The organism is Neisseria viridiae (genome assembly GCF_962747995.1).
In the GTDB taxonomy this organism is placed as follows: Bacteria; Pseudomonadota; Gammaproteobacteria; order Burkholderiales; family Neisseriaceae; genus Neisseria; species Neisseria viridiae.
This window is the reverse complement of the sequence record NZ_CAUJAJ010000009.1, coordinates 59,874-70,782: the sequence shown is the minus strand read 5'-3', so window position 1 is coordinate 70,782 and position 10,909 is coordinate 59,874. Positions and strand designations below refer to the sequence as shown.

Annotated in this window: 22 protein-coding genes; all 22 read left to right on the top strand. The window is 44.4% G+C overall.

Annotated elements, in window-relative coordinates; translation table 11 throughout:
• Positions 1 to 79 precede the first annotated feature (79 nt).
• The 22 genes from Q9J79_RS06825 (at position 80) to rplO (ending at position 10,899) form a co-directional block, all read left to right on the top strand.
• Positions 80 to 1,141 (top strand): GTPase family protein, encoded by a 1,062-nt coding sequence (locus tag Q9J79_RS06825; RefSeq protein WP_301911763.1) that lies wholly within the window; start codon positions 80 to 82, stop codon positions 1,139 to 1,141.
• 11 nt (positions 1,142 to 1,152) lie between these two features.
• Positions 1,153 to 1,839 (top strand): GTPase family protein, encoded by a 687-nt coding sequence (locus tag Q9J79_RS06820; protein WP_301911764.1) that lies wholly within the window; start codon positions 1,153 to 1,155, stop codon positions 1,837 to 1,839.
• 214 nt (positions 1,840 to 2,053) lie between these two features.
• Complete coding sequence (gene rplC, locus Q9J79_RS06815; RefSeq protein ID WP_107863395.1) at positions 2,054 to 2,698, top strand: 50S ribosomal protein L3; 645 nt, start codon at positions 2,054 to 2,056, stop codon at positions 2,696 to 2,698.
• Positions 2,698 to 3,318, top strand: a complete 621-nt coding sequence (gene rplD / locus Q9J79_RS06810) for a 50S ribosomal protein L4 (RefSeq protein ID WP_049228594.1) — start codon at positions 2,698 to 2,700, stop codon at positions 3,316 to 3,318. Before rplC ends, rplD begins: the two co-directional genes overlap by 1 nt.
• Positions 3,315 to 3,629: a 50S ribosomal protein L23 gene (rplW, locus tag Q9J79_RS06805; protein ID WP_002231529.1), complete on the top strand. Its 315-nt coding sequence runs from the start codon at positions 3,315 to 3,317 to the stop codon at positions 3,627 to 3,629. The genes rplD and rplW overlap by 4 nt, the downstream gene beginning before the upstream one ends.
• 5 nt (positions 3,630 to 3,634) lie before the next feature.
• Entirely contained in the window at positions 3,635 to 4,468 is an 834-nt protein-coding gene (gene rplB / locus Q9J79_RS06800; RefSeq protein WP_003707139.1) for a 50S ribosomal protein L2, read from the top strand.
• A 5-nt stretch (positions 4,469 to 4,473) separates the two neighbouring features.
• Positions 4,474 to 4,752 carry a 30S ribosomal protein S19 gene (rpsS, locus tag Q9J79_RS06795; RefSeq protein ID WP_002215422.1) on the top strand — a complete coding sequence of 93 codons (279 nt, stop codon included), beginning with the start codon at positions 4,474 to 4,476 and terminating at the stop codon, positions 4,750 to 4,752.
• Between the two features lie 8 nt (positions 4,753 to 4,760).
• Positions 4,761 to 5,090, top strand: coding sequence for a 50S ribosomal protein L22 (rplV, locus tag Q9J79_RS06790; RefSeq protein WP_002215424.1), 330 nt, complete (start codon positions 4,761 to 4,763; stop codon positions 5,088 to 5,090).
• A gap of 9 nt (positions 5,091 to 5,099) precedes the next feature.
• Positions 5,100 to 5,792 (top strand): 30S ribosomal protein S3, encoded by a 693-nt coding sequence (gene rpsC, locus Q9J79_RS06785; protein ID WP_003749800.1) that lies wholly within the window; start codon positions 5,100 to 5,102, stop codon positions 5,790 to 5,792.
• Positions 5,776 to 6,192 (top strand): 50S ribosomal protein L16, encoded by a 417-nt coding sequence (gene rplP / locus Q9J79_RS06780; RefSeq protein WP_003749802.1) that lies wholly within the window; start codon positions 5,776 to 5,778, stop codon positions 6,190 to 6,192. The genes rpsC and rplP overlap by 17 nt, the downstream gene beginning before the upstream one ends.
• Positions 6,192 to 6,383 carry a 50S ribosomal protein L29 gene (gene rpmC / locus Q9J79_RS06775; protein ID WP_002215432.1) on the top strand — a complete coding sequence of 64 codons (192 nt, stop codon included), beginning with the start codon at positions 6,192 to 6,194 and terminating at the stop codon, positions 6,381 to 6,383. Before rplP ends, rpmC begins: the two co-directional genes overlap by 1 nt.
• Positions 6,383 to 6,646: a 30S ribosomal protein S17 gene (rpsQ, locus tag Q9J79_RS06770; protein ID WP_107819967.1), complete on the top strand. Its 264-nt coding sequence runs from the start codon at positions 6,383 to 6,385 to the stop codon at positions 6,644 to 6,646. Before rpmC ends, rpsQ begins: the two co-directional genes overlap by 1 nt.
• Before the next feature lie 221 nt (positions 6,647 to 6,867).
• A complete protein-coding gene (rplN, locus tag Q9J79_RS06765; protein ID WP_003749804.1) occupies positions 6,868 to 7,236 on the top strand; it encodes a 50S ribosomal protein L14 in 369 nt (122 codons plus the stop codon).
• Between the two features lie 11 nt (positions 7,237 to 7,247).
• Positions 7,248 to 7,571, top strand: coding sequence for a 50S ribosomal protein L24 (gene rplX / locus Q9J79_RS06760; RefSeq protein WP_107819966.1), 324 nt, complete (start codon positions 7,248 to 7,250; stop codon positions 7,569 to 7,571).
• A 9-nt stretch (positions 7,572 to 7,580) separates the two neighbouring features.
• Positions 7,581 to 8,120 (top strand): 50S ribosomal protein L5, encoded by a 540-nt coding sequence (rplE, locus tag Q9J79_RS06755; RefSeq protein ID WP_003749807.1) that lies wholly within the window; start codon positions 7,581 to 7,583, stop codon positions 8,118 to 8,120.
• A 2-nt stretch (positions 8,121 to 8,122) separates the two neighbouring features.
• Positions 8,123 to 8,428: a 30S ribosomal protein S14 gene (gene rpsN, locus Q9J79_RS06750; RefSeq protein ID WP_003684736.1), complete on the top strand. Its 306-nt coding sequence runs from the start codon at positions 8,123 to 8,125 to the stop codon at positions 8,426 to 8,428.
• Between the two features lie 14 nt (positions 8,429 to 8,442).
• Positions 8,443 to 8,835, top strand: coding sequence for a 30S ribosomal protein S8 (gene rpsH / locus Q9J79_RS06745; protein ID WP_003749283.1), 393 nt, complete (start codon positions 8,443 to 8,445; stop codon positions 8,833 to 8,835).
• 13 nt (positions 8,836 to 8,848) lie between these two features.
• Positions 8,849 to 9,382, top strand: a complete 534-nt coding sequence (gene rplF, locus Q9J79_RS06740; protein WP_003749285.1) for a 50S ribosomal protein L6 — start codon at positions 8,849 to 8,851, stop codon at positions 9,380 to 9,382.
• A 13-nt stretch (positions 9,383 to 9,395) separates the two neighbouring features.
• Positions 9,396 to 9,749, top strand: a complete 354-nt coding sequence (gene rplR, locus Q9J79_RS06735; RefSeq protein ID WP_003749287.1) for a 50S ribosomal protein L18 — start codon at positions 9,396 to 9,398, stop codon at positions 9,747 to 9,749.
• A 17-nt stretch (positions 9,750 to 9,766) separates the two neighbouring features.
• Complete coding sequence (gene rpsE / locus Q9J79_RS06730; RefSeq protein WP_003684704.1) at positions 9,767 to 10,285, top strand: 30S ribosomal protein S5; 519 nt, start codon at positions 9,767 to 9,769, stop codon at positions 10,283 to 10,285.
• Complete coding sequence (gene rpmD / locus Q9J79_RS06725; RefSeq protein ID WP_003684808.1) at positions 10,278 to 10,463, top strand: 50S ribosomal protein L30; 186 nt, start codon at positions 10,278 to 10,280, stop codon at positions 10,461 to 10,463. Before rpsE ends, rpmD begins: the two co-directional genes overlap by 8 nt.
• A 1-nt stretch (position 10,464) precedes the next feature.
• Entirely contained in the window at positions 10,465 to 10,899 is a 435-nt protein-coding gene (gene rplO / locus Q9J79_RS06720; protein ID WP_301911765.1) for a 50S ribosomal protein L15, read from the top strand.
• Positions 10,900 to 10,909: the final 10 nt, after the last annotated feature.

Below are 10,909 nucleotides of genomic sequence, written 5' to 3'. Positions count from 1 at the left end.
TGCCCCCCCCCCCCCCCGAAGAAAGGTAGAATCGGGCTTGGTTTGGGCAGAAGCATCCATCTGATTCCAGGGATGGATGATGTTTTATTCTCAAGTAAATAAAGGAAAGATGATGAGCCTACTTAATGTCTTTAAAGATATTTTGAACAACAAAGAATTGAATTCGGAAGAACGGCATGATTTGGAGCGGGCGGTTAAGATCTTGCAGGACACGCACGTCAATATTTTGATTACCGGAGCCACCGGTTGCGGAAAATCATCCACCATCAATGCCTTGTTCAGCATAGATCAGGCAACGGGAAAGAGCGATGGGCCGGTAAAGGAAGTCGCAAAAGTAGGCGTGGGTGTAGATCCTGAAACTATGGATATTGCCAAATATGAATTGGAGAATATGACGATTTGGGATAGTCCGGGCTTGGGTGACGGAGAGAAGGCAGACCAACGGCACCGGCGAAATATCATCAATAAGCTGTTGGAGAAAGACAGTAACGGCAATGCCGTCATCGACTTGGTTTTGGTGCTGCTTGACGGCGGTTCCAGAGACTTGGGGACATCATACGAACTGATTAACAATGTCATCATCAATACATTGAAGAAGAGCGGGGAAGGTCGTACAGACCGGTTGCTTGTTGCGATTAATCAGTGTGATATGGCGATGAAAGGGCGAAATTGGGATGCGGAAGCCGGCCGTCCGAACGCCGCCTTGGAAAACTTTTTGGAGGAGAAAGTGTGTTCGACGCGCAAGCGCATTCAGGAAGCTACCGGAGTTACGGTCAATCCGATTTATTTTTCAGCAGGCTTTAAGAGTGAGGATGAGGAGCAGCGTCCCTATAACATAACCCGCCTGTTGCGTTACATCATTACTGCTATGCCGTCTGAAAAACGAGTGATTGTGGCAGAGAAGATCAATGTGGAAGAAATCGAACGAGATACCAGCCGCCGCAAACAGGAGGAGCGGCAAGAAATCGACAGCAGTATCGGCAGTGCGCTGGAGAAAATATTGGGGGCTGCGGGAGGCGTGGTTAAAGAAGCTGTTTCAACGATAGCGAGCGGTGTCGGGACTCTGATTGATAGTGCTGCAAGAGCGATTGGAGGGATGATTAGAGGGGCGATTAGCACGTTTACCTCTTGGTTTAGCTGATAGGAGCGTATATGCATCGTTACCGAATTTCTGAAATCGGGCAAAAAGTCGCAGCAGCCGGTTTCCGTCCTCTGGATGTCTTGCTTGTCGGTGCGACAGGTGTCGGCAAGTCCTCAACCTTAAATGCCTTGTTTGGCGAACAAAAAGCCAAGGTAGGTACAGGCGTGGATCCTGAAACGCAATTAGTCGAAAGCTATATGCTGAACGATGTGTTGCGGTTTTGGGACAGCGCAGGCTTGGGCGACGGGAAGGAGGCTGACCGCGCCCATCGGAAAAAACTGATTGATGTCCTGTCCAAAACCTACACTCATTCGGATGGGCAGTGGGGCTGGATAGATTTGGTGTTCGTTATCCTTGACGGCAGCTCCCGCGATTTGGGTACGGCTTATGATTTATTGAGGGACGTTATCCTTAAAATGATTGATCCGGATAGGGTTATTGTTGCGATTAATCAGGCGGATATGGCGATGAAAGGACGTTATTGGGATAAGGTGCTGTATCAGCCGCAGCCGGCTTTGCAACAGTTTCTAGACGAGAAGGCCGAATCGGTACAAAAAAGGATTCTGGAAGCGACAGGTTTGCAGATTTCCAAACCCGTTTACTATTCGGCATACGAAAACTACCATCTCGAAGAAATAATGGATGCAGTCATCAACCATATTCCGGTTTGTCGGAGAAAGATGCATACGCCGCGATAATCGGATACCGATCCTTTAAAATAGCTCGACCCTATGCTGTCTGAAGATTCAAAACGCTTCAGACGGCATATTGAAGATATTTCTGATATTTCTGTTGATATTTCTTTGACTTGTCAGATATAATGCCGAGCTTGGTACATTTGTGCCAAGTTTAACTTTGTCTGAAAGACAGGCCAATCGTAGCCTGTCCCTTTACTTTAAAAGGAAAATAATCATGACTTTAGGTCTGGTTGGACGCAAAGTTGGTATGACCCGTGTGTTCGACGAACAGGGTGTTTCTGTTCCGGTAACCGTTTTGGATATGTCTGCCAACCGCGTTACACAAGTAAAATCCAAAGATACTGACGGTTATACCGCCGTTCAAGTTACCTTTGGTCAGAAAAAAGCCAATCGTGTCAACAAAGCCGAAGCCGGGCATTTTGCAAAAGCAGGTGTTGAAGCCGGTCGCGGTTTGGTCGAATTTGCTTTGACTGAAGAAAAACTGGCTGAATTGAAAGCCGGTGACGAAATCACCGTTTCTATGTTTGAAGTCGGTCAACTGGTTGATGTAACCGGTACCTCTAAAGGTAAAGGTTTCTCCGGTACGATCAAACGTCATAACTTCGGTGCCCAACGTACTTCCCACGGTAACTCCCGTTCTCACCGTGTTCCGGGTTCTATCGGTATGGCGCAAGACCCGGGCCGCGTATTCCCCGGTAAACGCATGGCCGGCCAATACGGCAACACCAAAGCAACTGTTCAAAAACTGGAAGTTGTCCGTGTTGATGCAGAACGCCAACTGCTGTTGGTCAAGGGTGCTGTTCCAGGTGCGGTCAACAGCGATGTTGTAGTTCGTCCCAGCGTGAAAGTAGGTGCGTAATGGAATTGAAAGTAATTGACGCTAAAGGACAAGTTTCAGGCAGCCTGTCTGTTTCTGATGCTTTGTTCGCCCGCGAATACAATGAAGCGTTGGTTCATCAGCTGGTAAATGCCTACTTGGCAAACGCCCGCTCCGGTAACCGCGCTCAAAAAAACCGTGCCGAAGTAAAACACTCAACCAAAAAACCATGGCGTCAAAAAGGTACCGGCCGTGCCCGTTCCGGTATGACTTCTTCTCCGCTGTGGCGTAAAGGCGGTCGCGCGTTCCCGAACAAGCCCGACGAAAACTTCACTCAAAAAGTAAACCGTAAAATGTACCGTGCCGGTATGGCGACTATTTTGTCCCAATTGGCGCGTGACGAGCGTTTGTTTGCGATTGAGGCGTTGACTGCCGAAACTCCTAAAACCAAAGTTTTTGCCGAACAAGTGAAAAACTTGGGTTTGGAGCAAGTGCTGTTTGTAACCAAACAGCTCGACGAGAATGTTTACTTGGCTTCACGCAACTTGCCAAACGTGTTGGTTTTGGAAGCTCAACAAGTTGATCCTTACAGCTTGCTGCGTTACAAAAAAGTAATCATCACTAAAGATGCAGTTGCACAATTAGAGGAGCAATGGGTATGAATCAACAACGTTTGACTCAAGTGATTTTGGCACCTATCGTTTCTGAAAAAAGCAACGTATTGGCTGAAAAACGCAACCAAATGACGTTTAAAGTTTTGGCAAATGCAACCAAACCTGAAATCAAAGCGGCTGTCGAGCTGCTGTTCGGTGTTCAAGTTGCTTCTGTAACTACCGTTACCACTAAAGGTAAAACTAAGCGTTTTGGTCGTACTTTGGGCCGCCGCAGCGATGTTAAAAAAGCTTATGTAAGCTTGGCTGCCGGTCAAGAGTTGGATTTGGAAGCCGCTGCTGCAGCTGCAGATAAGGAATAAACAAAATGGCAATTGTTAAAATGAAGCCAACTTCTGCAGGCCGTCGCGGCATGGTTCGCGTGGTAACAGAAGGTTTGCATAAAGGTGCGCCTTATGCACCTTTGCTCGAAAAGAAAAATTCTACTGCCGGTCGTAACCATAATGGTCATATCACCACCCGTCACAAAGGCGGCGGTCATAAACACCATTACCGTGTTGTAGACTTTAAACGTAACAAAGACGGTATCCCTGCAAAAGTAGAGCGTATTGAATACGATCCTAACCGTACTGCCTTCATTGCACTGTTGTGCTATGCAGACGGCGAGCGTCGCTACATCATCGCTCCTCGCGGTATTCAAGCCGGTGCTGTATTGGTTTCCGGTGCTGAAGCTGCTATCAAAGTAGGTAACACCCTGCCGATCCGCAACATCCCCGTTGGTACGACTATCCACTGTATTGAAATGAAGCCTGGTAAAGGTGCGCAAATTGCACGTTCTGCCGGTGCTTCTGCGGTATTGCTGGCTAAAGAAGGCGCATACGCTCAAGTCCGTCTGCGCTCTGGCGAAGTTCGTAAAATCAACGTAGATTGCCGTGCAACCATCGGTGAAGTCGGTAACGAAGAGCAAAGCCTGAAAAAAATCGGTAAAGCCGGTGCCAATCGTTGGCGCGGTATTCGTCCGACCGTTCGTGGTGTTGTCATGAACCCTGTCGATCACCCGCATGGTGGTGGTGAAGGTCGTACCGGTGAAGCTCGCGAACCGGTTAGCCCATGGGGTACTCCTGCTAAAGGCTACCGCACTCGTAATAACAAACGCACGGATAACATGATTGTTCGTCGCCGTTACTCAAATAAAGGTTAATTAGTATGGCTCGTTCATTGAAAAAAGGCCCATATGTAGACCTGCATTTGCTGAAAAAAGTAGATGCTGCTCGCGCAAGCAACGACAAACGCCCGATTAAAACTTGGTCTCGTCGTTCTACCATTCTGCCTGATTTTATCGGTCTGACCATTGCCGTGCACAACGGTCGCACCCATGTGCCTGTGTTTATCAGCGACAATATGGTTGGTCATAAATTAGGCGAATTCTCATTGACCCGTACCTTTAAAGGCCACCTGGCCGATAAAAAGGCTAAAAAGAAATAAGGTGAATCATGAGAGTAAATGCACAACATAAAAATGCCCGTATCTCTGCTCAAAAGGCTCGTTTGGTAGCTGATTTGATTCGTGGTAAAGACGTTGCCCAAGCTTTGAATATTTTGGCTTTCAGTCCTAAAAAAGGTGCCGAGCTGATCAAAAAAGTATTGGAGTCAGCTATTGCTAATGCCGAGCATAATAACGGTGCGGACATTGATGAACTGAAAGTGGTAACTATCTTTGTTGACAAAGGTCCAAGCTTGAAACGTTTTCAAGCTCGCGCCAAGGGTCGCGGTAACCGCATCGAAAAACAAACTTGTCATATCAATGTGACAGTGGGTAACTAAGGAAAAGCTATGGGACAAAAGATTAACCCTACAGGCTTTCGCCTGGCGGTAACTAAAGACTGGGCTTCAAAATGGTTTGCTAAAAGCACCGACTTTTCTACTGTTTTGAAGCAGGATATCGATGTTCGCAATTATTTGCGTCAAAAATTGGCTAATGCTTCAGTTGGTCGCGTAGTGATCGAGCGTCCTGCTAAATCTGCACGCATTACCATTCACTCCGCTCGTCCGGGTGTGGTTATCGGTAAAAAAGGTGAGGATATCGAAGTTTTGAAACGTGACTTGCAAGCCTTGATGGGTGTGCCTGTTCATGTAAATATTGAAGAGATCCGCCGTCCTGAGTTGGATGCTCAAATTATTGCTGACGGAATTGCCCAGCAGTTGGAAAAACGCGTTCAATTCCGTCGTGCTATGAAACGAGCAATGCAAAATGCAATGCGTTCTGGTGCTAAAGGCATTAAGATTATGACTTCAGGCCGTCTGAATGGTGCGGATATTGCCCGTAGCGAATGGTATCGTGAAGGTCGCGTGCCACTGCATACTTTACGTGCAAATGTAGATTATGCAACCAGCGAAGCACACACCACATATGGTGTATTGGGTCTGAAAGTTTGGGTTTATACGGAAGGCAATATTAAATCTTCCAAACCCGAACATGAGAGTAAACAAAGAAAGGCAGGTAGACGTAATGCTGCAGCCAACTAGACTGAAATACCGTAAGCAACAAAAGGGTCGTAATACCGGCATCGCTACTCGCGGTAATAAGGTAAGTTTCGGTGAGTTCGGCTTGAAAGCCGTAGGTCGTGGTCGTTTGACTGCCCGTCAAATCGAAGCTGCTCGTCGTACAATGACCCGTCACATCAAACGTGGTGGTCGTATTTGGATTCGTGTATTCCCTGATAAACCGATTACTGAAAAGCCTATTCAAGTTCGTATGGGTGGCGGTAAAGGTAACGTGGAATATTACATTGCCGAAATTAAACCAGGTAAAGTGTTGTATGAAATGGATGGCGTTCCAGAGGAACTGGCTCGTGAAGCATTCGAGTTGGCTGCTGCCAAATTGCCTATTCCTACAACCTTTGTAGTAAGACAGGTGGGTCAATAATGAAAGCAAATGAATTGAAAGACAAATCCGTTGAGCAGTTGAATGCAGATTTGTTGGACTTGTTGAAAGCTCAGTTTGGCTTACGTATGCAAAACGCTACTGGTCAATTAGGCAAACCAAGTGAATTGAAACGTGTACGTCGCGATATTGCTCGTATTAAAACCGTTTTAACTGAAAAAGGTGCTAAGTAATGAGCGAAACTAAAAATGTTCGTACTTTGCAAGGCAAAGTAGTAAGCGACAAAATGGATAAAACCGTAACAGTATTGGTTGAGCGTAAAGTAAAACATCCGCTGTATGGTAAGATTATTCGATTATCTACTAAAATCCATGCCCATGATGAAAATAATCAATATGGAATTGGTGATGTAGTTGTTATATCGGAATCCCGTCCATTATCAAAAACTAAATCTTGGATTGTCAGTGAGCTGGTTGAGAAAGCACGTTCTGTTTAAGAATTAAAGCAACGTGCTTGAAATGGGAAACGAAGTATTGCAGCAAATTTAATTTGCGTGTAAACTTCGTTTCCTGTCTTTCAGTTTCTTCTGGAAGTTTCTTCCCTTTCGGGGTCCAAGACTGGTTTACTTGAACCGTAAGGTTTCATTTAATAAGCAGCGGCTTTGCTGTAAGTTATCTGAAAGTGGTAAATTAAGTTGGTTAATTTAAAGGTAATAACATGATTCAAATGCAGACCATCTTAGATGTGGCTGATAACTCTGGTGCGCGTAGAGTAATGTGTATCAAGGTATTGGGTGGGTCTAAGCGTCGCTATGCTTCGGTTGGCGATATTATTAAAGTTGCAATTAAAGATGCGGCTCCGCGTGGTCGTGTCAAGAAGGGCGATGTTTACAATGCTGTTGTTGTTCGTACTGCAAAAGGTGTTCGTCGTCCTGATGGGGCTTTGATTAAGTTTGATAACAATGCTGCTGTGTTGTTAAATAATAAGCTCGAACCTCTGGGTACTCGTATTTTTGGTCCTGTAACTCGTGAGCTGCGTACTGAGCGATTTATGAAAATCGTTTCATTGGCTCCTGAAGTATTGTAAGGGGTGGTGGAATGAATAAGATTGTTAAAGGCGATCAAGTTGTTGTTATCGCAGGTAAAGACAAGGGTAAGCGGGGTCAGGTCATCCGTGTACTTGGTGGTAAGGTAATTGTTTCTGGTGTAAATGTTGTTAAGCGTCATCAGAAGCCGAATCCAATGCGCGGAGTTGAGGGTGGTATTATTGTAAAAGAAATGCCTTTGGATATTTCTAATGTTGCAATTCTGAATCCCGAGACAAACAAAGCAGACCGTGTTGGTATTAAATTGATTGAAACTGAAGGCAAAATTAAGCGCGTTCGTTTCTTCAAATCTAATGGCTCTATCATTGGAGCATAAGGAGATAACATGGCTCGTTTGAGAGAGTTTTATAAAAGTACTGTTGTTCCTGAGTTGGTTAAACAGTTTGGTTACAAATCGGTTATGGAAGTGCCTCGTATTGAAAAGATTACTTTAAATATGGGTGTTGGCGAAGCGGTTGCTGATAAGAAAGTAATGGAACACGCTGTGTCTGATTTGGAAAAAATTGCCGGTCAGAAACCTGTTGTAACTGTAGCCCGTAAATCTATTGCTGGTTTTAAAATTCGTGACAACTACCCTGTCGGTTGTAAAGTTACTTTGCGCCGTGATCAAATGTTTGAATTTTTGGACCGTTTGATTACTATTGCATTGCCTCGTGTTCGAGATTTTCGTGGTGTAAGCGGTAAGTCATTTGATGGTCGTGGTAATTACAATATGGGTGTTCGCGAACAAATCATTTTTCCGGAAATTGAGTACGATAAAATTGATGCTTTGCGTGGTTTGAATATTACTATTACAACTACTGCAAAAACTGATGAAGAAGCGAAAGCTTTGTTGTCACTGTTCAAGTTTCCGTTTAAAGGATAATTATGGCTAAGAAAGCACTTATTAATCGTGAGCTGAAACGTCAAGCATTGGCGAAAAAGTTTGCAGCTAAACGTGAGGCAATTTTCGCTGTTATTAATGATGCTAATGCGACTGAAGAAGAACGCTTTGAAGCACGTTTGAAATTTCAATCCATTCCGCGTAATGCAGCACCTGTACGTCAACGTCGTCGTTGTGCTTTAACAGGTCGTCCTCGTGGCACTTTCCGTAAATTTGGTTTGGGTCGTATTAAAATCCGTGAAATCGCTATGCGTGGCGAGATTCCCGGTGTTGTTAAAGCTAGCTGGTAATAGGAGTATAAATAATGAGTATGCATGATCCTATTTCCGATATGTTGACTCGTATTCGCAATGCGCAACGTGCTAATAAAGCAACTGTTGCCATGCCTTCTTCAAAATTGAAATGTGCAATTGCAAAAGTTCTGAAAGATGAAGGCTATATCGAGGATTTTACGGTTTCTGCTGATGCAAAACCGGTATTGGAAATTCAATTGAAATACTATGCAGGTCGCCCTGTGATTGAGCAAATTAAACGTGTTTCACGTCCTGGTTTGCGTATTTACAAAGCATCAAGCGAGATCCCTAGCGTAATGAATGGCTTGGGTGTCGCTATTGTTAGTACTTCTAAAGGTGTGATGACTGATCGCAAAGCCCGTTCTGAGGGTGTTGGTGGTGAGTTGTTGTGCATCGTAGCCTAGTGGAGAAATGTAAATGTCACGCGTCGCAAAAAACCCAGTGACTGTTCCTGCTGGTGTAGAAGTAAAATTCGGAACAGATGCATTGGTAATCAAAGGTAAACATGGCGAACTGTCCTTTCCTTTGCATTCCGATGTTGCTATTGAACTAAACGATGGTAAATTGACTTTTGCTGCAAAAAATGACAGTAAACAGGCTAATGCTATGTCTGGTACTGCTCGTGCATTGGTTAATAACATGGTTAAGGGTGTTTCTGAAGGTTTTGAGAAAAAACTTCAATTGATTGGTGTGGGTTATCGTGCCCAAGCGCAAGGCAAAGTTTTGAACTTATCTTTGGGTTTCTCTCATCCAATCGTATATGAAATGCCTGAAGGTGTTTCTGTTCAAACTCCTAGCCAAACAGAAATCGTTTTGACTGGTGCAGATAAACAAGTGGTTGGCCAAGTCGCTGCTGAAATTCGTGCATTCCGTTCTCCTGAGCCTTATAAAGGCAAAGGTGTTCGTTATGTAGGTGAAGTAGTAGTGATGAAAGAAGCCAAGAAAAAATAATTGAGGTTCACTAATGGATAAACATACAACCCGACTCCGTCGTGCACGCAAAACCCGTGCGCGTATTGCGGACTTGAAAATGGTAAGATTATGTGTGTTCCGCAGCAATAATCATATTTATGCTCAAGTAATTAGTGCTGAAGGTGATAAAGTATTGGCTCAAGCCTCTACATTGGAAGCTGAAGTACGTAGTAGCCTGAAATCAGGTAGCAACGTTGAAGCAGCAGCTGTAGTTGGTAAGCGTATTGCTGAAAAAGCTAAAGCAGTAGGTGTTGAAAAAGTTGCTTTTGACCGTTCAGGTTTCCAATATCACGGTCGTGTGAAAGCTTTGGCTGAAGCTGCACGTGAAAATGGTTTAAGCTTCTAATATTTGGAGACTTTCAGATGGCAAAACATGAAATTGAAGAACGCGGTGACGGCCTGATTGAAAAGATGGTCGCAGTTAATCGCGTGACTAAAGTAGTTAAAGGTGGCCGTATTATGGCTTTCTCTGCACTGACTGTTGTTGGTGATGGCGATGGTCGCATCGGTATGGGTAAGGGTAAATCAAAAGAAGTGCCAGTTGCTGTTCAAAAAGCAATGGATCAAGCACGCCGCTCTATGATTAAAGTACCTTTGAAAAATGGTACGATTCATCATGAAGTTATTGGTCGTCATGGCGCTACTAAAGTATTTATGCAACCTGCTAAAGAAGGTAGCGGTGTAAAAGCTGGTGGTCCAATGCGTTTAGTATTTGATGCTATGGGTATCCATAATATCTCAGCCAAAGTGCATGGTTCTACTAACCCTTACAATATTGTACGTGCTACATTGGACGGTTTGTCTAAACTGTATACCCCTGCTGATATTGCTGCTAAACGTGGTTTGACAGTAGAAGATATTTTGGGAGCTAACCATGACTGAGCAAAAAAAGATTAAAGTTACATTGGTTAAGAGCCTGATTGGTACAATTGAATCTCATCGTGCTTGTGCTCGTGGCTTAGGTTTGCGTCGCCGTGAGCATACAGTAGAGGTTTTGGATACCCCTGAAAACCGTGGTATGATCAATAAAATCAGCTACTTGTTGAAAGTGGAGTCTTAATATGTTTTTGAATACTATTCAACCTGCTGAGGGTGCTACTCACGCTAGTCGTCGTGTAGGCCGTGGTATTGGTAGTGGCCTGGGTAAGACAGGTGGTCGTGGTCATAAAGGTCAAAAGAGCCGGTCTGGTGGGTTTCATAAGGTGGGTTTCGAGGGTGGTCAAATGCCCTTGCAACGACGCCTCCCTAAAAGAGGTTTTAAATCTTTAACAGCATCAGCTAATGCACAGCTTCGTTTAAGTGAACTGGAATCAATTACTGTTAATGAGATTGATATTTTGGTCTTAAAGCAAGCAGGTCTGATTGCATCTACAGTCTCTAATGTTAAAGTTATTGCTTCTGGTGAAATTTTTAAGGCAGTTACTTTGAAGGGTATTAAAGTTACCAAAGGTGCGAGAGCTGCTATCGAGGCTGCTGGTGGTAAGATTGAAATGTAAGGTTTAATAT

What these genes read in the sequence shown, in the direction of transcription:
- rplD (WP_049228594.1), top strand. Translation starts at nt 2,698, where the DNA reads ATGGAATTGAAAGTAATTGACGCTAAAGGACAAGTTTCAGGCAGCCTG.
- rplN (WP_003749804.1), top strand. Translation starts at nt 6,868, where the DNA reads ATGATTCAAATGCAGACCATCTTAGATGTGGCTGATAACTCTGGTGCG.
- rpmC (WP_002215432.1), top strand. Translation starts at nt 6,192, where the DNA reads ATGAAAGCAAATGAATTGAAAGACAAATCCGTTGAGCAGTTGAATGCA.
- rpsC (WP_003749800.1), top strand. Translation starts at nt 5,100, where the DNA reads ATGGGACAAAAGATTAACCCTACAGGCTTTCGCCTGGCGGTAACTAAA.
- rplV (WP_002215424.1), top strand. Translation starts at nt 4,761, where the DNA reads ATGAGAGTAAATGCACAACATAAAAATGCCCGTATCTCTGCTCAAAAG.
- rpsE (WP_003684704.1), top strand. Translation starts at nt 9,767, where the DNA reads ATGGCAAAACATGAAATTGAAGAACGCGGTGACGGCCTGATTGAAAAG.
- Q9J79_RS06820 (WP_301911764.1), top strand. Translation starts at nt 1,153, where the DNA reads ATGCATCGTTACCGAATTTCTGAAATCGGGCAAAAAGTCGCAGCAGCC.
- rplE (WP_003749807.1), top strand. Translation starts at nt 7,581, where the DNA reads ATGGCTCGTTTGAGAGAGTTTTATAAAAGTACTGTTGTTCCTGAGTTG.
- rplB (WP_003707139.1), top strand. Translation starts at nt 3,635, where the DNA reads ATGGCAATTGTTAAAATGAAGCCAACTTCTGCAGGCCGTCGCGGCATG.
- rplP (WP_003749802.1), top strand. Translation starts at nt 5,776, where the DNA reads ATGCTGCAGCCAACTAGACTGAAATACCGTAAGCAACAAAAGGGTCGT.
- rpmD (WP_003684808.1), top strand. Translation starts at nt 10,278, where the DNA reads ATGACTGAGCAAAAAAAGATTAAAGTTACATTGGTTAAGAGCCTGATT.
- rpsH (WP_003749283.1), top strand. Translation starts at nt 8,443, where the DNA reads ATGAGTATGCATGATCCTATTTCCGATATGTTGACTCGTATTCGCAAT.
- rplF (WP_003749285.1), top strand. Translation starts at nt 8,849, where the DNA reads ATGTCACGCGTCGCAAAAAACCCAGTGACTGTTCCTGCTGGTGTAGAA.
- rplO (WP_301911765.1), top strand. Translation starts at nt 10,465, where the DNA reads ATGTTTTTGAATACTATTCAACCTGCTGAGGGTGCTACTCACGCTAGT.
- rplR (WP_003749287.1), top strand. Translation starts at nt 9,396, where the DNA reads ATGGATAAACATACAACCCGACTCCGTCGTGCACGCAAAACCCGTGCG.
- Q9J79_RS06825 (WP_301911763.1), top strand. Translation starts at nt 80, where the DNA reads ATGTTTTATTCTCAAGTAAATAAAGGAAAGATGATGAGCCTACTTAAT.
- rplX (WP_107819966.1), top strand. Translation starts at nt 7,248, where the DNA reads ATGAATAAGATTGTTAAAGGCGATCAAGTTGTTGTTATCGCAGGTAAA.
- rplW (WP_002231529.1), top strand. Translation starts at nt 3,315, where the DNA reads ATGAATCAACAACGTTTGACTCAAGTGATTTTGGCACCTATCGTTTCT.
- rpsN (WP_003684736.1), top strand. Translation starts at nt 8,123, where the DNA reads ATGGCTAAGAAAGCACTTATTAATCGTGAGCTGAAACGTCAAGCATTG.
- rpsS (WP_002215422.1), top strand. Translation starts at nt 4,474, where the DNA reads ATGGCTCGTTCATTGAAAAAAGGCCCATATGTAGACCTGCATTTGCTG.
- rpsQ (WP_107819967.1), top strand. Translation starts at nt 6,383, where the DNA reads ATGAGCGAAACTAAAAATGTTCGTACTTTGCAAGGCAAAGTAGTAAGC.
- rplC (WP_107863395.1), top strand. Translation starts at nt 2,054, where the DNA reads ATGACTTTAGGTCTGGTTGGACGCAAAGTTGGTATGACCCGTGTGTTC.